The sequence below is a fragment of the Bowmanella yangjiangensis genome, assembly GCF_018531185.1.
Lineage (GTDB): Bacteria > Pseudomonadota > Gammaproteobacteria > Enterobacterales > Alteromonadaceae > Bowmanella > Bowmanella yangjiangensis.
On sequence record NZ_JAHDJU010000001.1, the window covers coordinates 1,069,459 to 1,088,252 of the forward strand.

Consider the following 18,794-nt stretch of genomic DNA (forward strand, 5'->3'; position numbering starts at 1 on the left):
GGCTGTAAAGCAAAGAGTAAAGAAATTGGCGGTTACTGCCGATGTATAGGGATGCGGGAGGAAGTATCAGCATGAAAACTGTCATCACTTACGGCACCTTTGATCTGTTCCATATTGGTCATGTGAATTTACTCAAGCGGGCGAAAAGCCTGGGAGAGCGGCTGATTGTCGCTGTGTCTACCGATGACTTTAATCGTCAGAAAGGTAAAACAACCCTGGTTCCTTATGAACATCGCCATGCCGTAGTGGAAAGCTGTCGCTATGTTGATCAAGTGATTTCCGAACGCGACTGGCTGCAAAAAATCGACGATATCGAAAAATACCAAGTTGATGTCTTTGTCATGGGAGATGATTGGCAGGGCAAGTTTGACGAACTTAAACAGCACTGTGAGGTGGTATATCTGCCCAGAACCCGGGATATTTCCTCAACCGCCATTAAGCAGGCCATGGCAGTAATCGCCCAGGTTGAACGGGAACTACGTTGATATGTCCGCACCTAGTGTGACCGCGTTAATGACCACCTACAATTGCGCTGATGTGGTGGGGGAGACCATCCAAAGTATATTGGCACAGACCCTCGCAGACTTTGAGCTGTTGATTGTTGACGATGGTTCCACAGATGGTACGGTGGAAAAAATTAGGTCTTACGGCGACCCACGAATCCGCCTCTATCCACAAGCTGATAATGCGGGAGTAGGGTATCGTCTAAATCAAGCGCTACAATGGGTTAATTCCGCATTTATTGCCAAAGTCGACGCTGATGATATCTGTATGTCTCAGCGCTTTGAAAAACAAAGGGATTTTTTGTTGGCGCATCCTGAACTTGGCATGGTGAAAAGCTATTTTGAGTATTTTACTGACGATCCTGTGGTAGCCGGTAGTGAGCGCTACCGTCAGTTTCGACAGGTAAAAGAGCCTCAGCACAATAGCATCGACACACCTCAGGCTCTGGCTTTACAACTAATGCGTTGGAATTGTGTGGTCCATACCAGCTACTTTGCCAGAACCGATGTGGTCAAAGACATTGGTTATCCTGATACCCGAATCGGCGAAGATTACAGTTTATTTTATCGGGCCGTGAAAAGTGGGGTAGGTATTGGCTGTGTGCCTGAATGCCTGGTTAAAATGCGATTGAGCCAATCATCCGTAACAACCAAAGCCGATTCTGCCCTACATTTCGCTAAAACCCTGGTTGAGCTGAAGCAAGACGAATTGCGGGCTTTACATCAGCGACATGGTGAGCTTTGGATATATGGAACCGGCGCGCTGGCCAAGGGTATTATGCAGAGCCTACCTGAAATAGGGCTCAGTGCCAGCGGCTTTATCGACCGAAACGCTGCCGATTTTTATGCACCAGAGCTGGGCCGATACCCGGTACTGGCACTCAGTGAAACTCTGCCTAAAGGCGTTGTGATTGCAGCTCAGCCTGTGCGGGATGAGATCTGCAGCTTCTTTATCAACGCGGGTTGGGTGGAGTGGTCTGATTTTATGGTGATTGCTTAATGAAAGTGTCAATTATTACGGCAACTTACAACAGCGCCAAAACCTTGCGTGCATGCTTGCAAAGTGTTGCTGTGCAAGACTGCCTTGAACAAATTGAGCATATCATTGTTGATGGTCAATCAAGTGATTCTACACTGGCCATTGTTAATGATTTTCCGCATATCAAGCAGGTACATTCCGAGCCTGATGAAGGGATTTATGATGCCTTTAATAAAGGGCTGGAGTGGGCAACGGGTGACATTATCTATTACCTGAATTCAGATGACGTATTGTTGCATGCGGGAGCCATTCGACAAGTACTCGATAGCTTTAGTGATGGTCTGGAATACGTAAGTGCTAAAGTCATGTTGAAAGATCCCACTACCCAGGCAATGTGGCTGCAGAATTCCAAGCTTTTGAATTTCAAAGATATATCCTTTCAACATCCTTGCCATCAAGGCTTCTTCGTCCGCAGGGACTGGCTGCGTCAAGCTGGGGGATTTCCCCGTTACTTTGATATTGCGGCGGATTCTTACATTATGCTCAAAGCTATTACGTCTGTTTCGGGATGCTTTTTAAATGAACCCGTCGCGTGCTTTGAACGCGGTGGTTTTAGCAGTGACCTTAAACACGCGGATAAATTACAAGCCGAGCTAAAGGATATCTATCAGATGCTGAGTATTGAGGGCGCTGGGACTTTATCGGTGGAAGCCTGCAAAGCCCAGTTTAGTCAGTGTAAATCGTTGCTGGCGAGTGTGCTGAACAAACAGCCCTTAACTGCGACTTTGAATCACCAGCGTATTGCCATTTTTGGCACCGGGCAGATGTCGGTACTTATTGCGCAAATACTTGCTGCTAATGACGCAGAGCTGGTGTGCTTTGTGACAACAACCGGCGGACAATCTCCTTGTATGGGACGAGATGTGATTGCATTAGCGGAAAATTTACCTGTCGACGTTGTCATCAATGCCATTGAAGGTGAACATTACAAACAGATTGAGGACATGATAGTGGCGCAAAATCCAGGCATAACGGTATTGAGATGGTTTGATATTTATGAGTAGTAAAAAAGTTGCGCTGATAACTGGTGTTACGGGACAGGATGGCTCCTACCTGGCAGAGCTCTTACTGGAAAAAGGATATGAGGTGCATGGTATTAAGCGCCGCTCATCTTCCTTTAATACTCAACGAGTCGACCACCTCTACCAGGATCCGCATGTAGATAATCGTAACTTTATATTGCATTACGGTGACTTAACCGACACATCGAACCTGACTCGCTTGGTACAGCAGATTCAACCCGATGAAATATACAACTTGGGTGCACAGAGCCATGTAGCCGTGAGTTTTGAAGAGCCAGAGTATACGGCTGATGTTGATGGGCTTGGTACGCTGCGCTTACTTGAAGCAATCCGATTGCTGGGACTGCAGGATAAGACTCGTTTCTATCAGGCATCCACGTCGGAGCTTTATGGTCTGGTGCAGGAAACCCCGCAACGAGAGAGCACACCTTTTTATCCCCGTTCCCCTTATGCTGCTGCCAAACTTTATGCCTATTGGATCACGGTCAATTATCGCGAGTCTTATGGCATTTACGCATGCAACGGCATTTTGTTTAATCATGAGTCGCCACGTCGTGGTGAAACTTTTGTAACCCGAAAAATTACTCGTGGTTTGGCGAATATTGCTCAGGGTCTGGAGCATTGTTTGTATATGGGCAATATTGATGCGTTGCGAGATTGGGGGCACGCCAAAGACTACGTCTATATGCAATGGCTGATGCTGCAACAATCTCAGCCAGAGGACTTTGTGATAGCAACTGGTCAGCAATATTCGGTGCGACAGTTTATTCTGTGGGCGGCGGCTGAATTGGGGGTGCAATTACGCTTTGAAGGGCAAGGCATAGAAGAGATTGCCGTTGTTGAGAGCATTACAGGAGACTGTGCGCCAGCATTAAAGCCTGGCGACATTGTTGTGCGTATCGATCCCAAGTATTTTCGTCCTGCTGAGGTGGAGACCTTACTGGGAGATGCCAGTAAGGCGAAAGAAAAACTGGGATGGCAGCCTAAGATTGATGTGCGTTCGCTTTGCGAAGAAATGACTCGTCATGATTTGGTCGAAGCGCAAAGGGTGGCCTTTTTAAAGCGCAATGGCTTTGATTGTGCTTTAAGTGGTGAAGGATAAATGGCAGGGGGACTTCATGAATAAGCGACGGGTATATGTCGCCGGACATCTCGGTATGGTTGGGCGAGCCTTGTGCCGGCAACTTGCTCTAGATGCCGATGTAGAGCTAATCTCGGCGCCCCGCACTGAACTGGATCTCACCGACCAGCGAGCTGTACATGCTTTTTTTCAACAGCATCGAATCGATGAGCTGTATTTGGCAGCGGCTAAAGTGGGGGGGATTTACGCCAACAACACTTTTCCGGCTGAGTTTATCTATCAAAATATGATGATACAGAGCAACCTTATTCATGCTGCCCATTTAGCCGATGTGCAGAAAGTTCTGTTTTTAGGTTCCAGTTGTATCTATCCCAAGTTCGCCCCTCAGCCAATATCTGAAAAGGCGTTGTTAACCGGGCCACTGGAACCCACCAATGAAGCTTACGCAATAGCTAAAATTGCCGGTATTAAGCTGTGCGAAAGTTACAACCGGCAGTATGGCAGGGATTATCGCAGTGCAATGCCGACTAATCTGTATGGCCCCTATGACAACTTTCATCCAAAGAACAGTCATGTTATTCCCGCGTTGATAAGGAAATTCCACAGGGCCATACAAAACAATGAACCTCATGTGGATATATGGGGAAGCGGCAAAGCCAGGCGCGAATTTATGCATGTTGATGATCTGGCAGCCGCTTGTTTGTACCTAATGGCTATCCCGCAAACTCAGTATTGGCGGAAATTAGATCCTATGTGCTCGCATATCAATTTAGGTACGGGTACAGACTGTTCAATTCGTGAGTTGGCCGAACTACTGCAAGCTATAAGCGGCTTTCGGGGAGAATTAGCATTTGATTGTAGCCAACCAGAAGGCACTCCTGTCAAGAGACTGGATATTAGTTCTTTATCTGAATTAGGTTGGCAGGCAAGCACTTCATTGTCGAATGGTCTTCAAAATGTTTGGCAATGGGCGGTGAAGAATGGCGAGTTGCTCATCTGAGCATTCAGATCAAGTGTTTGACTGCAAGTTTATTGCAGCGATTAATAAGTTGAGTAGGGCGATATGCGTCACGTTTTAGTTACTGGGGCTGATGGATTTATCGGTTCTCATTTAGTTGAGCATTTGTTAGCTAATGGTTATCAGGTGCGTGCGCTGGTTCAATACAATTCATTTAACTCGGCAGGCTGGTTAAACGAAATAAAACATGCGAGTTTGAAAATAGTCTTTGGTGATGTTCGCGACAAGAGTTTCTGTGTAGAGCTGTGCCGAGAGATTGATGTCGTTTTCCACTTGGCTGCGTTAATTGCGATTCCATATTCTTATCAAGCGCCACAAAGTTACATTGATACCAACGTGAGCGGTACATTGAACATGTTGCAGGCCGCAGTGGAAACGGGGGTAAAACGTTTTATTCAAACCTCAACGAGTGAAGTCTACGGAACGGCGTTGTATGTGCCAATTGATGAAAAACATGCTTTACAGGCCCAGTCACCCTATAGCGCTTCAAAAATTGCGTCTGATGCAGTGGCAATGAGCTTCTACCACTCTTTTGGTTTAGCTGTGAGCATTGCCAGACCATTCAATACCTATGGACCTAGACAGTCTGCCAGAGCGGTGATTCCAACTATCATTGGTCAGATTGCAGATGGTGCCAAACTGATTAAGTTAGGTGACACGAATCCAACAAGGGATTTTAACTACGTAGCAGACATCTGCAAAGGCTTCGAGGCAATTAGCATGTCTGAAGCAGCCGTTGGTGAAGTGATTAATATCGCTTCAAACTATGAAGTTTCTGTAGCTGACACATTGAACATGATTAAACGCCTGATGAACAGCGATGTGTCCTTTGAACTTGATGAGAAGCGCTTAAGGCCAAAGGACTCAGAAGTATTCAGGCTTTGGGGGGATAACACCAAGCTTAAATCCCTTACCGGCTATGTTCCTGAAACGACTCTAGAAATTGGACTTAGACAGACTATAGATTGGTTTTGCAAGGCTGAAAATTTGTCGCGTTACAACACATCCGTGTACAACAAGTAGCTGAACAATGCAAAATCCGTTATTTAGTTTTATCCGCGATTTATATAACACAAGTGATTTTATTCCGCTGCACGCTCCCATTTTTACTGGCAATGAATCACTCTATGTTCAGCATACGATTGAATCAACTTATGTCTCTAGCGTTGGCGCCTATGTTGATCAATTTGAAGATAGTTTGGCTAATTACTGTGGAGTGGCAGGTGCGGTTGCGGTGGTAAACGGTACATCAGCGCTACAGGTAGCCCTTTACGCTTCAGGGGTAGGATATGGCGACCTGGTTATCACCCAGTCTATGACCTTTGTGGCTACCTGCAATGCCATACATTGGCTTGGTGCATCTCCTGTATTTGTCGACATATCCAGTATCAGCCTTGGGCTATGCCCTGATGCACTCAAAACTTTTCTGGATGAAAACTGTGTTGTTACTGCACGGGGGTGTATGCATAAGCAGAGCGGGAAGATAGTTAAAGCTGTTGTCCCAATGCACACTTTTGGACACCCTGTGCAAATGGATGAACTGATAGCAGTGTGCGAGCAGTGGGACATCGCAATTATTGAAGACGCCGCAGAGAGCTTGGGTTCATTATACAGGGGGAAATGTTGTGGTAGCTTGGGAACAACATATGCGGCTTTGAGCTTCAACGGTAATAAAATTCTGACTACAGGTGGCGGGGGCATGGTGCTATGCAAAGAAAAAAGCGCAGCTCGCTACCTCAAGCATATAACTACAACCGCTAAACTCCCACATAGCTTTGAGTTTGAGCATGATGAGTATGGATTTAATTTTCGTATGCCAAATTTGAATGCTGCATTAGGTTGCGCACAGTTCGAGCAATTAGAGAACTTTATTGTGGATAAAAGACTTATAGCATCTAGTTACCAAGAGTATTTTGACGGCTCGGACTTTGAGTTTATTCGTGAACCTGACTACTCGCGTTCTAATTATTGGCTCAACGCAGTTTTATGTCCTTCAGAGTCTGCCCGAAATAAGCTACTAAACGAATCTGTTGAAGCGAAAGTGATGCTAAGAGCCGTCTGGAAACCCATGCATCAACTGGAAATATACAAAGGATGCATAAAAGGTAATCTTGAAAAGACGGACTACTATGCTAAACGTTTAGTTAATCTGCCCAGTTCTGTCCGCGGGAATTAGGTATACTGTGTTTTACATACGACATGCAGGCATCAACTCTGCTCATTTCTAAAGTAAAACCTGTAACCACCAACTTCAATAGATGGTTGAAAATTTTTGAAGCTTGTAGCTCTAATCCTTTTTCTAATTTCATTCGCTGACATGTTGTACTTAATCTCGCTAAGTGCGTTGAGCTCTGCTCTTGTATATTTTTTCTCAGACCATTTTTCATTGGTTAATGAGATTGAGTTGTTGGTAAGTACCTCACCCATGACTTCATAAAATAAACTCAGTTGTATGTCATAAGTTTTGGTCAGCAATGTCGATACGTTATCGCATTCTAAAATTGGAAATCGCTTAACGCGTATTATGGCGCCAGTATCTACTTCAGCCTCCATCAGATGGCAGGTTGCACCGTACACTGCTGCATTGTTATAAAGCGCAAAATTACAGCAACCTATTCCTGGGTATTCTGGAGGGGCTGGATGGAAATTAATGGCTGCGAGTTTTGCTGACTTAAGTAGACTTTCAGGAAGTATCCATCTGGAAAGGTAAGATATCACTAGATCTCCTGACCAGTTCTTTAAGGACTCGGGATAGGGAGTGCCCCATTCTCCATAGTATTCCTCTAAATCATTAGTATACTGCTTAATAAACTTTGATGCTTTAGATGTCCAAGTATCATTAGCCTTACCAAGAAATAGTACTTTAAGCTCTGTTCTTTCCAAAATATTTCTCTCCCACTTTTTTAACTGAAAATCATGCTAAGGCAGGCTAAATTTACTGTAAGTGAACTAGTATATATGCATTAAACCTCATAAATGATGGGGGTTACTTTGTTCATAAATATTGTGCCTGGTGGGATGTCTTGGGTGACTATGGCACCCGCAGCTATAATAGATCCCTTGCCAATCCTTACACCTCTTAGTACTGTAACGCCAAAGTTAATCCATACATCATCTTCGATGATAATGGCTTTGCTTTTAATGCCAGGCAATGCATCAACACTCTTGGGGTGTCCTGATGTTATTATTGCTTTGAACTGAGCATGCCTTTCGTCAGGAATGGGAGAGTGGGCTGTACCGTCATGGATATTTACATTATGAGAAATTAGGACTCTATTACCTATGCTAATGCTATCCATTGACCAAATTTTTGTCCCTTCCCCTACATAACACCAATCACCAATATTAATTTTTCCCCCATGCCCGTAGGTTAACAAGTGACCACGGATATAAGTATTATTACCAATAACAACTCGTTCTTTTCCTCTTGCTAAATTCTCAACTTTTGCCTCTGCAGCAAGTGTTGTTGAATTTCCTACCGTGCACTCTCTAGTGTGATTGATTTCTTTTCTGGTATTTTCTAACTCTCTAAGCATCCATTTGAAGAATTTGAATTTAATATTCTTTAACATCTAAGATCGCCTTAATATAAGGTAACTAGTGAGTTGTGAAAGAGAATTTTGTCAGGGTTAACCCCTAAATCAATAAGTTGCCTGTAAATGTCTGCTGCATGTTCACTTACTACATAAATAGCGTCAAATTCGGATGTTAAAATGGCATCTGGGGAAAAAATAGTTATGCCATTCAAAGACTTTCCATGCTTTGAACTGTTGTTATCCAAAAAACCCTTAATATTAAATTTGGATAAATTTAGTAAGGAAAAATCCTCTCCATTTTTTCCAGACCCAAAGACGAATATATTTTTCTTTTTATTCTTGCTGCGAGAAAATACTCTGAAGGTAAATCTATTTACCTTGGAAAGAAGGATTGACTTCTCAGCAATAATTTTACCCTTGAATAAAGGGCCATGTTCAGATTTATGCTGGTAATGCGTCAGTCGTTTTCCTCTTGTTGCCATGTAATATCCGTATGGCAGTGTTTTTTCTGGTTCAACAACCAATTCTCCACTTGATAACAATGAGAAAAGTTCATCACTAGATGCTGGTTTGTATACACAGTCCAACTCTGAATACCAAGCTATTGGCCCTGCCATTATTGAGGGCTTTCCATAAAACACGGCTTCAATGCCAGTTTGTGAGCCATAGGTAACAACTTTGTGTGACACATCTATTAGCGAATAGGAACTGCATTTAGAACTCTCATCTATTATGGTCAGGCTATGTGTTGATGCTAGCTTTTCCAAGTCCTCATGCCAGGTAGCAAGAAGTTTTGGTGAGCTTTTCTTCATATGTGGATGGATTCTAACTACCAAATGGTATGCCGGATTATTATCGGTAAAGTAGAGAAGATCATCGATGAGAGAGAACTGAGTTTTCCAAATCCGTTTATCTACGATATCAAAAAGTCCTTCATATTCATCTTCTGTAGATGTAAAGAAAGATATTATTTTTTTATTCGGAAGAGGGGGGAGTTGACCTTCGATTTGACCTTTTGAAAATCGCTCAATGTAACCAATTTCACCTATTCCCTTTCGGTTTTTAGAGAAAAAATCACTAGCAATACTTTTGGCTTCTTCCTTACATGGTAAATTATCCCACTCGCTAATCATATATTGTTGATTTCTGACTAAATCGTGTGGTCGACTTGGATATTCTGTATAGTGTGAGCTATCGCAACCACCCTCGTGAATTTTAAAAGGAATATTGAGTTCTTTTATGACCTCATAAACTGCACGATAACAACAAAATCGTCCGTTCATGAATATTACTTCAATATTCTCTTTGTCTTCCTTTTCTAAAAGTGATTTGGTGAACTCATAGACAGATATAGAGCTAATATACATGTCATTTATGATATCTTGATATGGCTCTAGGTTTGGTGATGGATCTTTTAAGTAAGAAATTAATGAGGATGTAATCCCCAGTCCGACATTAAAGCTTTTGTATTGGAGGGATTTGAGTGATTCCAGATCTGATACTGTAATATTTTCGCTTTTTTTAAGCCTTATTTTTGGTTCTAAATATTTGAATTTTCCACCATTGATTAGTTTTGATATTTTTTTTGTTCGACCATCAAAACCCAATACCTTCAGTAATGGGTGTAAAGTGTCGTGTAAGAATTCTTTATAAGGAACAGATTCACCAAGAAAATAATATTCGACCTCAAAGTTTCTATCCACATAATTTTTAGCTATATCAAAAGACTGACCAACGTGAGGTGTGCAACTAAAAAACTCAATAAATATTTTTTTCATTTGGTTATTACTTATCACAATACTAATTCTTCAAGGCTAATGACATCTGTAACTACCATTCCCCTTATTTCATCAATTCTGCTCTTTCCTGATAAGTAACTCAGTTTTCCCTCTTTGTCTCTTGATTCTCTTATCTTGGATTCAATGTATGCTTCCTCAATACTCACCTCTTTCAAACCGTTCAATCTATCATTTCGAACAAAAAATAAATTGTTTCCTGCGCTATTTGAGCCAACAAGAGAGTAGCCTTTCTTCTCGGCGAGGAAAGACAAGGCTGATATTGATGCACCATAAAAAAGGTTACTATGGTGTGCAGTGCTTCTATTGAATTCAGCATCGTATGGGATAGAAATGCACTTTTCTGCACCAAAAACGCTATTCCATTCAGTGATGACAATAACAGGGTTGACGCAACTTATTTCTTCCCAAACCCAATAGTCATTGCCGTCAATATCTATGCTCAGAATCCCAATATCTCCCCCAAATCCATTTTCTGTCAATAATTCATTGATATTATCTCTAGTTATCCATGCGCTTTTGGCTGTCAAGTCATGTCGCCAATAATAATCTTGGCTTTTAATTGACTCTATATTTTTTGGTGAGCCATCAAATACCAAGCCTCTCCAGTTATTATTCATGAGCAAGAATCTAGTGTTAGACTCTAAATAATTCTCAACTCCGAACTCAATAAATATCCTTTCCTCAACCTTAATATTAGTTTTCTTAATGAGGTATTGTATTATTCCATCTTCACCAAACTGAGAGAAAACTCTAAACTCGACATCATGAATAGAGTTTACCTCCAATCTTTTTTCATTTTCTATGCAAAGTTGTTTACCTTGCAGAAGCATAAGCTCGCTAATTCTTTTGTTTAGTTTTGAAAGTCCATTTCTTACTGCTATTTCGACATGCTCAATGATTAAGTTCTCAATATCTTTTTGCATTTTCACCTCAATTTTTGGCTGTGAGCATTGCATGCACTATAGACTGGTATTTTTTTGCAAAAATTTCTCTAGAAAGTTGATGTTGTTTAATTGACTCAATATATCTAGCTTTCTCTCTTTGTTTTTCTTCATCTCTATTCTGCCATACATTTTTGAGATGGTTTGCAAGTGAAATGGGATCTTCCGCTGGAAAATAAAGTGCATCGATTGGTGCTTGTTCTCGGTGGACGGGGATATCTGAAAGAATAAGTTTCTTGCCTAAACATTTGGCTTCTTCAACGGTTGAGCTCCATCCCTCGAAGTAGGATGGATTGATTACTGCGAGACAGTTAAGTAGTAAACTAATCATTTCGTTTCTGTCTACCAGGCCAAGTACGACAAACCTGTCCTTCAATCCAGAATTAATTATTTTCTTCTCAATGTTTTTAAAGTGTTCTGGATTTCTAATGTCACTGGTGTTTCCAGTGCAATAAATTTTTACTTCTGGTGGAAGATGGCTTAGTGCATCTATGATTACATCATGGTTCTTGTGAACCCAAAACTGATTAGGTACATAAAAAAAATTTTCGCTAATATTATTTTGTTTGTTTTTATTTTTGTGTTTTTTTATTGATTCAATTTCAATGTTTGGTGTGAAATTCAGAACATGTGATTTTACATGTCCTAGATGTGGATAAAATTGTCTGAAGTCAGATTCGGCTGCATGACTGCTGAGCAAAATGTTGCTGCAACGATTTCCAACTAATTCAATGTTTTTGTTTCTGTTTTCAATCTCTATATCACTGAATAACTTGGGTAAATAGCAATGTTGAAAATCTGGCATCCAATACAATGTATTAGCAGTGAAACGTTTACCCGGCAAAGCATGAGTAATGACATCAAGTTTATAAATTTTCGAGTAATATGCGAGCCTTATATCAGTTTCAAAGTGTCTGCATAGATTTCTTACTCTTTCAGATTTGTTAAGTAAAAAGTCAGCTTGTATTACTTTAATGTGCTTTCTGTAACTATTGTTAAATATGTCGCTTCTGTTGGTCAAAACAAAAACTTCAAGTTCTTTTTCATTATACTCATTGATTACCGAGAGCAGGCTTAAGAAGTAGTTTAAACCTCCCATCCAAGCGTTATCATGAATAACAACTGGTATGCCAACTCTAATCATATTTGAGACTCATTGAACCAACTTATATATCTCGACAACCCTGTATCGAGAGGTGTTTTTCTTAAGGATGAAAATGTATTTTGTGCTTGCTCGCAGGGATCGGCAACGAGGCAATCGGGGTCTCCGATTTTATCCTTTCCGGAAAATATTGGGGGATCTGTATAACCTGAGAGGCAAAGAAGGCGAGAGATAACATGGCTTATCTTCACTGCTTGGCCATTACCTGCATTAACTATTTCGCCGGTATAAGGAATGTTCGCGTCAATTTGCTGGGTAAGAAACTGTATAAAGTCTTCTATGTACACCCAGTCTCTCTGTTGTTCACCTGAGCCAAAAAAAGTAAAGTCACCGTTTCTGGCTTTTATTAATACATCCCAGGGAAGCTGTTTTTTTAGTCCTTCCCCGAATATGGAGAATGGGCGAATGATTTTTGCTCTTACGCCAAAGGTTTTCACGTAATAGAGAATTATTTCTTCCGCAATTTTCTTGTGTAGTCCATAAACAGATATTGGGGAAAGTTGGCATTTCGTTGACGTTTTCGCTGTCGCGTACTTCCCGTAGACAGCCGCACTGGAGATAAACAGCAGTTTGCTTCTTTTCCAGTCCCGATACATTTTGTTCATCAATGAGCTAATATTGGGAAGGGTTTTCAGAAAATCTGAGTGAGGGCTGGTTTGTGATTCTAGTACAGAGGAACCACCTGCAAGATGAAAAATATAATCTGGTTCATCGCAGCTATCCAACAATCCTGTATCAATATCGCCGATAATTGTATTGATAGGCTCAATGTCTTTACACTGATTAGATCTGACAGTGATCTGCACCTGATATCCTTCAGACTTTAGTTTTTGATGGAGGTGAGTTCCGATAAATCCACCTCCGCCAAGAATTAAAATTTTTCTTCTCAAGCCCATCTCCATAACTGCAATGTTTAGTGAAAAGAGACAATTTGGTTCAAGTCTTTGAACCGCATGTCTTTCTATCTAGATACAAGGCGTAATCAAAGTCATGCTGTACATCAATGTCGACAGAGTGCTCCCTTTCCATCAAATAGGCATAAACCTTTTTTCCGTAATGTATACCTTTGTTTTTCAATAAATAATCACTCTTAAAGCAATAGATGGCACCGTTTAATCGGTAGTAGGTGGGGAATTTTTGACTGGCTTTTAGCTGCTCTTGCCTAACAAAATTTTCCATACAACCATCATCTGGAAGAAAATTTGTCCATATAGGGGGGTGCTCGCATTCTGTAACCGATACAATGCCGTCTGCTGATTTTTCGAATAACAATTCTATACATTTGTCGATATCAATTGTTCTTCGTAGCGGGGAAGTCGGTTGTAGCAGCATGAGAATATCGGGCTTTTGATCAACAGAAGCTAACATATGCAAAATTACATCATTTGATGTTGAACTATCGGTAGCCAGTTGTTCTGGTCTAGAAAATGGTACGTCAGCACCGCATTCTGAGGCAATTTTAGCTATTGCTAGGTCATCAGTACTTACTACAATAGAATCTATGTACTTACTTTTTTGCGCCGCATATATGCTTCTGGCTATAAGTGGGCAGCCATTGAAGTCTAGTATGTTCTTATTAGGAAGCCTTTTACTGCCACCTCTGGCCGGTACAAGTGCCATGATGGATTTATCATTGTGCATGTGCGTGCTTTTGCTGACTAAAATAAAATATTTGCAACATCAAGTTGTGCTCGGTGGAAGTCATCAAGTCGACCAATGTCCATCCAATATTCATGTATCGGAAACATGATTACCTTTCCTGACTTGTTGATGATGGAGTCAAGTAAGTCTGTCATATCTAGTTTCTCTTGCTTGCTTATTGTGTTTATTATTTCAGGGCTTATTGCATATATACCTGCATTGACGAAAAATCTCTGGATAGGTTTCTCTTCTAACTCGGTAATTGTTATGCCATTCCCCTTTATTACGCCAAAGGGAACCTGATACTCATAGTCTCTGACACACATTGTCGCATCAGCATTATTCTTGTTGTGAAACTTTAATAATCTATCAAAATCAACATTAGTCAGGATGTCTCCGTTGATAATTAATACGGGAAGGTCCGGCAGCTCCTTGGGCAGTAAACTGAGCGCTCCTGCTGTACCTAAGGGGGTATCTTCATAGACATACTTGATACTGACTCCCCACTTTTCTCCGTTGCCAAAATATTCCTCTATGACTTCGGACAGATAATGAGTTGAAATGAAAAAGTTGACAAATCCGGCCTTGATGAAATTTTTGAGCAATATTTCAAGGATAGGTTTGTTTCCTACTCTGAGCATAGGCTTAGGACAATTATTTGTAAGAGGTCTTAGCCTTGAGCCATAGCCTCCGGCCATCAGTAGCACTGGATTCTGGTAGGTCGCAGCCCGTCCCACCCTGTGCAGTGTTTCTAAGCCCACAACCCTCGCGTTGTCTTCCAATAGAGGAATGGCTAGCAGTTTGTGATACTCCATGAGTTGCACGAGTTCATTACGGGACATCGTCTTGTTGCCGGTTAACGGTCGAGTGTTCATTACTAATTCAACCTTATCCTGGATACTGATGTTTTTCAGCAGGCCTCGACGAATATCACCGTCAGTAACAACACCCAATAACATTTCCTTAGTATCTACCACGAGGGCAATACGTAGTGCCTCATTGTCTATGACCTGCAATACATCGCGGATTGGCTGCTCCGGGCTGACCAAAATATTCTTCCAGTCGTAGCTCATTAGTACTCTCTCTGCATATATCGCCTGTGCTGATGGCGATGACTGCCTCTTTCATTTCGTGCGATACTTGGTTTCATGCCATGTTTGTATAACGGCGATTTCATGATCTACTCGTAGAGTTCGTCGTCAGTTTTGTAGCTCCTTGATGATTGTGTCGACAAAATTTCCCAATACTTGAATGGACTTGTGCCATTACCGGGTCTTTTGATGCTCAGACATTCAGGGCCGAGGCATTCGCCAGCGCTAATATCTCTTGCTGCGACTAGGCTTTTACGAATAATGTCCCTGTTTTTCAATTCCGAAGGGCGTGGTTCTTTGATCCCATTTCCCAACACCATTTCTGTTGACCTTATCCCCTTTACCATGGCCTTCAGTTCATCGGGATTCAATGATGCTTTATGATCTGGTCCTTCCATGTCTTTATCCAGAGTAAAGTGTTTTTCTATTACCACTGCTCCTCTTGCCACGGCGGCAATTGGAACAATAATCCCTTCACTATGATCTGAGTACCCGGCTTTTACACCGAAAGTATCAGCGAGAGTATTCATTGCGGAAAGATTGATATCTTCCAACGGAGCTGGATATTCTGACGTGCAATGCAACAAGGTTACTTGTTTTTTTAGCGCTAGCTGGCCGGCTTCTGAACAATAGGCTTCTTGAAAAGCGCTAATGCTAGGAATCGCATCCTGGGGCGCAGTATAGCCAAATGCCAAGACACCTAGAGCCTGCTCAACTTCTGCTAAGGTTGCCATCCCTGTCGATAAAATAACATTGCAATTGGTTCTGGCGTGCTCTAGCAAAAATGGGGCATTGGTGATTTCCCCTGAAGGTATTTTCAGACGTGTCAGGTTGAGCTGATTGACTAGAAAGTCCAAACTCTCAGAATCAAATGCAGTTGATAGAAACTCAATATTGAGACTTTTGCAGTAATCCCTCAGTCGAAAATGAGCGTCAAGGGGGAGTTCAAGTCTTGCTAGCATTTCAAACTGTGACTCTGCTTTCCCTATATTGATGGCTTGATATTTGGCTTGTTGTGCATGCCGTGTTACTAAATTTTTTGCTTTGAATGTTTGAAATTTTACGATATCGGCACCTGATTCTTTGGCCACATCAATCAATTTATAGGCTAATGCTTCATCACCATTATGATTAACACCGGCCTCTGCAATAATTAACGTCATACAACCTCCTTAATCAACATGAAAGCCTCTGCAGCCATTGCGTTGCATTGAGCTCCACGTACATATGATAACGATTCCAAGGCTTTTCTTGAGCGAGGGAAAGGAAAGTCACCTAGTTCAGATTGGTAAACTTCCAGTATGTCTAATTTTTGTTCTAGATAGGGGGCTATATTGACAAAAACATTAGGTCGGAATCCGCCATCTTCTGGTTTTAGCCCAAAGTCGGTTTCCGACATTGTCTCGTAACTCAATACACGTTTAATAAAGGGGGAACGAAAGGTTTTAGTTGCTGCCATGACCGCATCATATACCTCACAATGATCACTATGAGCATCGTTTCTATAAGCTGTAAAAACTTGCTCTGGCTTAACCGTATTTATTACGCTGGCTATTTTTTTGATGAGCTGCTCTTTGGGCTGAATATCTAGTTGGGCTGGCGGCAGCCTTAATTGATGCACACCATGAAACCCATATAAGGCACTTACTTTTTCTATTTCTTGTTCACGATTTTGAATTTGCTGCAGACAAAACCCTGCTGATTCGGTTGGATGCGTAATTAGTAACCAATGGACGCTGTGTCCTTCAGCAATATAGCGCAGGATGCTGCCGCCACACCCTAATGTTTCATCATCGGCGTGGGGGGCAACAATAAGCACACAACTCATAGATAATCTCCCGTTTCTATCTCGTCGGTATCCAAATTACATAACCAAATTGCGTCTTGACCGTCGCATTTAACTAATACAGCTCCCGGTCTTTTGTTCATCACTTTGCCTGGTTCGATGTTGAGATTGGCAGCACGGTATGCAATCTCGCTGCTAATCACTTTGATGTATCGACCTTTGTATAAAAATTCTGCGCCAGGATAAGGTGGGGCTAGTGCACGAATGAGGTTGTGAATACTAGCGGCGTTCATTCTCCAGTCAATTAATCCATCAATTCGGGTGCGCTTTCTCCAGTACGTTGCCTTGTCATGGTCTTGTGGAATGCTTAACACTTGACCTTCTTGTTTGATCTTTCTCGTCAGAGATTTTAATTGTTTCACCGCAGTATCCATGACTTTGCTATATAGCGTTCTGGCATTATCGGCCGCCAAGATAGGTATCGGTTCCTGACTGATGATCGGACCCGAGTCCATTCCTTCATCCAGCAAAAAAAATGTTGATGCAGTTTCTTGAAGGCCCAGCACTAGTGCCCAAATTAAAGGGTGCCTGCCACGATTCTCTGGCAACTTTGCAGGATGAAAGCCAATTGCGCCAACTTTCCCTAGTGCTATCACTCGTTTGGGGAGTAAGTAACTCCATCCCAAACAGTAAATGAGATCAATATCGAAAGAATTTAAGAATTCGTAGGTTGCTTCTCGGTTTGCTGTATCTTCATAGTGAAGTGGGACCGAGTATCGATTACTAATCTCAGAAAGGTCACAAAAGTCTGAATTAATTGCAGATTCAGCCTTGGTAACTACAGCAACAACAGTGATATCTTTCATTGCTAACAAAGTACGTAGGAAAACGTAACTCGACTCTACACAGCCAATAAAAGCGATCTTCATTATGTGCTACCTGGTAGGTCGTAAAAGTGTTTGCGGATGATCTCTTTTAGCTCGGTGTTCATCAGGGTTTCTAATATTCTTTCCGAAGCGAGACCATCTCCGTAAACACTCTTGGATGTTGTGCACTTTTCTTTAAAGTCTTTGCTCAACACCTTTCTTACTGCCGCATGAATAGAATCCTCATCCTCATCACAATGTATGACAGTATCATCGGTAATTCTCCCCCTTTGTCTGCTGCCAATATTGATGGTCGGGACATGGAAGCTTGGAGCTTCTAATATTCCGCTGGATGAGTTTCCAATGACTGCGTCACAGTATTTGAGCAGGCTCAGATAGTTCTGTTGCCCAACGGATTTTACAACTGTTACGGTGTCTTTATTCTTATACTTAAATTCATTAAGAAGCGCTATTAGCCTCCTGCCGTGCGTGTCCGCATTCGGGTAAGTAATAACCAATTTATGAGATTGGGTGGCTGATAGTACTGAAAGCAATGCTCTAAACTGCTCAATAGCACCGTCAGGACTTAACGTCTCGGGATGATAAGTAACAACAAAATATGGAGAGTCTGTCAGGTTTATTCCTACAATTTTCGACAGTACTTTCAGAGGAATTGGGTTTAAACGACGGATGCTATCTAGTCCCGGTGCGCCTACATGAAAAACTCGTTCGGGATGTTCTCCCAACTGAATTACTCTTGTCCTGTATTCTTCTGTTGATGTGAAGTGCAAATGGGACATTTTAGTTATTGAATGGCGTATAGCTTCGTCAATCAGACCTTCAGTTCTTTCACCGCCATGAATGTGTGCTATTGGGATGCGTGCTACCATCGCGGCTTGAGCCATTGCAAGAGCTTCGAATCTATCTCCGAGCAAGACCAGTAAGTCTGGTTTATGACGCTCGAAAGCTTCAGCCCCGCTAATTGTCGCTAATCCCATGGATTTTGCTATGCCCACAGGCGTATCTGAGGATAGTAAGAACTCGATTTTCTCCGTTATGGGAAATCCATCTTGCTCAATTAATGCTGCCGTGTATCCGAATTCCGGAGAAAGGTGCATCCCTCCGACAATCAATTGTAACTGAGCCTCATGATGCTCATGTAACCCTCGGATCACCCATTGCAAAAGGCCATACTCTGCCCTGGTACCTGTAAATACGGCAATTCTTCGCATCATTATTCCCACGGTATTTATATTCTTAATGCTTGTTTTTTGCTCGGCTCGGTGTAGCAGTTATTTGATTCTGCTGA

General features: G+C 41.9%; 19 protein-coding genes. 7 read left to right on the forward strand and 12 right to left on the reverse strand.

Annotation, left to right across the window (positions count from 1 at the left end):
• Window positions 1-71: 71 nt before the first annotated feature.
• From tagD to KJY73_RS04810, 7 genes are all read left to right on the forward strand, one after another.
• Window positions 72-485: a glycerol-3-phosphate cytidylyltransferase gene (tagD, locus tag KJY73_RS04780; RefSeq protein WP_214340782.1), complete on the forward strand. Its 414-nt coding sequence runs from the start codon at window positions 72-74 to the stop codon at window positions 483-485.
• Between the two features lies 1 nt (window position 486).
• Complete coding sequence (locus tag KJY73_RS04785) at window positions 487-1,503, forward strand: glycosyltransferase family 2 protein (RefSeq protein ID WP_214340783.1); 1,017 nt, start codon at window positions 487-489, stop codon at window positions 1,501-1,503.
• Window positions 1,503-2,546, forward strand: a complete 1,044-nt coding sequence (locus tag KJY73_RS04790) for a glycosyltransferase family 2 protein (RefSeq protein WP_214340784.1) — start codon at window positions 1,503-1,505, stop codon at window positions 2,544-2,546. Before KJY73_RS04785 ends, KJY73_RS04790 begins: the two co-directional genes overlap by 1 nt.
• The gene (gene gmd / locus KJY73_RS04795) at window positions 2,539-3,666 is read left to right on the forward strand and encodes a GDP-mannose 4,6-dehydratase (protein WP_214340785.1); all 1,128 of its coding nucleotides are present in this window, start codon (window positions 2,539-2,541) and stop codon (window positions 3,664-3,666) included. Before KJY73_RS04790 ends, gmd begins: the two co-directional genes overlap by 8 nt.
• A 16-nt stretch (window positions 3,667-3,682) precedes the next feature.
• Window positions 3,683-4,645: a GDP-L-fucose synthase family protein gene (locus KJY73_RS04800; protein ID WP_214340786.1), complete on the forward strand. Its 963-nt coding sequence runs from the start codon at window positions 3,683-3,685 to the stop codon at window positions 4,643-4,645.
• A 63-nt stretch (window positions 4,646-4,708) separates the two neighbouring features.
• Window positions 4,709-5,686 carry an NAD-dependent 4,6-dehydratase LegB gene (locus KJY73_RS04805; RefSeq protein WP_214340787.1) on the forward strand — a complete coding sequence of 326 codons (978 nt, stop codon included), beginning with the start codon at window positions 4,709-4,711 and terminating at the stop codon, window positions 5,684-5,686.
• A gap of 7 nt (window positions 5,687-5,693) precedes the next feature.
• Window positions 5,694-6,839 carry a LegC family aminotransferase gene (locus tag KJY73_RS04810; protein WP_214340788.1) on the forward strand — a complete coding sequence of 382 codons (1,146 nt, stop codon included), beginning with the start codon at window positions 5,694-5,696 and terminating at the stop codon, window positions 6,837-6,839.
• Between the two features lie 32 nt (window positions 6,840-6,871).
• Here the strand turns inward: KJY73_RS04810 and KJY73_RS04815 are convergent, their stop codons facing one another.
• The 12 genes from KJY73_RS04815 to neuC form a co-directional block, all read right to left on the reverse strand.
• Window positions 6,872-7,546, reverse strand: coding sequence for a formyltransferase family protein (locus KJY73_RS04815; RefSeq protein WP_214340790.1), 675 nt, complete (start codon window positions 7,544-7,546; stop codon window positions 6,872-6,874).
• An 80-nt stretch (window positions 7,547-7,626) separates the two neighbouring features.
• Window positions 7,627-8,235, reverse strand: coding sequence for an acyltransferase (locus KJY73_RS04820; protein WP_214340792.1), 609 nt, complete (start codon window positions 8,233-8,235; stop codon window positions 7,627-7,629).
• 11 nt (window positions 8,236-8,246) lie between these two features.
• Window positions 8,247-9,977 (reverse strand): hypothetical protein, encoded by a 1,731-nt coding sequence (locus KJY73_RS04825; protein ID WP_214340794.1) that lies wholly within the window; start codon window positions 9,975-9,977, stop codon window positions 8,247-8,249.
• 14 nt (window positions 9,978-9,991) lie between these two features.
• A complete protein-coding gene (locus tag KJY73_RS04830; RefSeq protein ID WP_214340796.1) occupies window positions 9,992-10,921 on the reverse strand; it encodes a hypothetical protein in 930 nt (309 codons plus the stop codon).
• Window positions 10,922-10,928: 7 nt separating this feature from the next.
• Window positions 10,929-12,083, reverse strand: a complete 1,155-nt coding sequence (locus KJY73_RS04835) for a glycosyltransferase family 4 protein (RefSeq protein ID WP_214340797.1) — start codon at window positions 12,081-12,083, stop codon at window positions 10,929-10,931.
• Window positions 12,080-12,991: an NAD-dependent epimerase/dehydratase family protein gene (locus tag KJY73_RS04840; RefSeq protein ID WP_214340798.1), complete on the reverse strand. Its 912-nt coding sequence runs from the start codon at window positions 12,989-12,991 to the stop codon at window positions 12,080-12,082. The genes KJY73_RS04835 and KJY73_RS04840 overlap by 4 nt, the downstream gene beginning before the upstream one ends.
• Window positions 12,992-13,037: 46 nt before the next feature.
• Complete coding sequence (locus KJY73_RS04845; protein WP_214340800.1) at window positions 13,038-13,742, reverse strand: acylneuraminate cytidylyltransferase family protein; 705 nt, start codon at window positions 13,740-13,742, stop codon at window positions 13,038-13,040.
• A 17-nt stretch (window positions 13,743-13,759) separates the two neighbouring features.
• A complete protein-coding gene (locus tag KJY73_RS04850; protein ID WP_214340801.1) occupies window positions 13,760-14,815 on the reverse strand; it encodes a nucleotidyltransferase family protein in 1,056 nt (351 codons plus the stop codon).
• Between the two features lie 107 nt (window positions 14,816-14,922).
• Entirely contained in the window at window positions 14,923-15,996 is a 1,074-nt protein-coding gene (neuB, locus tag KJY73_RS04855; RefSeq protein WP_214340802.1) for an N-acetylneuraminate synthase, read from the reverse strand.
• The gene (locus KJY73_RS04860) at window positions 15,993-16,661 is read right to left on the reverse strand and encodes a PIG-L deacetylase family protein (protein WP_214340803.1); all 669 of its coding nucleotides are present in this window, start codon (window positions 16,659-16,661) and stop codon (window positions 15,993-15,995) included. The genes neuB and KJY73_RS04860 overlap by 4 nt, the downstream gene beginning before the upstream one ends.
• On the reverse strand, window positions 16,658-17,548 hold the full coding sequence (locus KJY73_RS04865; protein ID WP_214340804.1) for a methionyl-tRNA formyltransferase: 891 nt from the start codon (window positions 17,546-17,548) through the stop codon (window positions 16,658-16,660). Before KJY73_RS04865 ends, KJY73_RS04860 begins: the two co-directional genes overlap by 4 nt.
• On the reverse strand, window positions 17,548-18,717 hold the full coding sequence (neuC, locus tag KJY73_RS04870) for a UDP-N-acetylglucosamine 2-epimerase (RefSeq protein WP_232848393.1): 1,170 nt from the start codon (window positions 18,715-18,717) through the stop codon (window positions 17,548-17,550). The genes KJY73_RS04865 and neuC overlap by 1 nt, the downstream gene beginning before the upstream one ends.
• Window positions 18,718-18,794 lie beyond the last annotated feature (77 nt).

Coding starts and splice junctions, on each gene's coding strand:
- tagD (WP_214340782.1), top strand. CDS start 72: ATGAAAACTGTCATCACTTACGGCACCTTTGATCTGTTCCATATTGGT.
- KJY73_RS04785 (WP_214340783.1), top strand. CDS start 487: ATGTCCGCACCTAGTGTGACCGCGTTAATGACCACCTACAATTGCGCT.
- KJY73_RS04800 (WP_214340786.1), top strand. CDS start 3,683: ATGAATAAGCGACGGGTATATGTCGCCGGACATCTCGGTATGGTTGGG.
- KJY73_RS04850 (WP_214340801.1), bottom strand. CDS start 14,815: ATGAGCTACGACTGGAAGAATATTTTGGTCAGCCCGGAGCAGCCAATC.
- KJY73_RS04860 (WP_214340803.1), bottom strand. CDS start 16,661: ATGAGTTGTGTGCTTATTGTTGCCCCCCACGCCGATGATGAAACATTA.
- KJY73_RS04835 (WP_214340797.1), bottom strand. CDS start 12,083: ATGATTAGAGTTGGCATACCAGTTGTTATTCATGATAACGCTTGGATG.
- KJY73_RS04820 (WP_214340792.1), bottom strand. CDS start 8,235: ATGTTAAAGAATATTAAATTCAAATTCTTCAAATGGATGCTTAGAGAG.
- KJY73_RS04845 (WP_214340800.1), bottom strand. CDS start 13,742: ATGCACAATGATAAATCCATCATGGCACTTGTACCGGCCAGAGGTGGC.
- KJY73_RS04810 (WP_214340788.1), top strand. CDS start 5,694: ATGCAAAATCCGTTATTTAGTTTTATCCGCGATTTATATAACACAAGT.
- KJY73_RS04830 (WP_214340796.1), bottom strand. CDS start 10,921: ATGCAAAAAGATATTGAGAACTTAATCATTGAGCATGTCGAAATAGCA.
- KJY73_RS04825 (WP_214340794.1), bottom strand. CDS start 9,977: ATGAAAAAAATATTTATTGAGTTTTTTAGTTGCACACCTCACGTTGGT.
- neuC (WP_232848393.1), bottom strand. CDS start 18,717: ATGCGAAGAATTGCCGTATTTACAGGTACCAGGGCAGAGTATGGCCTT.
- gmd (WP_214340785.1), top strand. CDS start 2,539: ATGAGTAGTAAAAAAGTTGCGCTGATAACTGGTGTTACGGGACAGGAT.
- KJY73_RS04865 (WP_214340804.1), bottom strand. CDS start 17,548: ATGAAGATCGCTTTTATTGGCTGTGTAGAGTCGAGTTACGTTTTCCTA.
- neuB (WP_214340802.1), bottom strand. CDS start 15,996: ATGACGTTAATTATTGCAGAGGCCGGTGTTAATCATAATGGTGATGAA.
- KJY73_RS04805 (WP_214340787.1), top strand. CDS start 4,709: ATGCGTCACGTTTTAGTTACTGGGGCTGATGGATTTATCGGTTCTCAT.
- KJY73_RS04790 (WP_214340784.1), top strand. CDS start 1,503: ATGAAAGTGTCAATTATTACGGCAACTTACAACAGCGCCAAAACCTTG.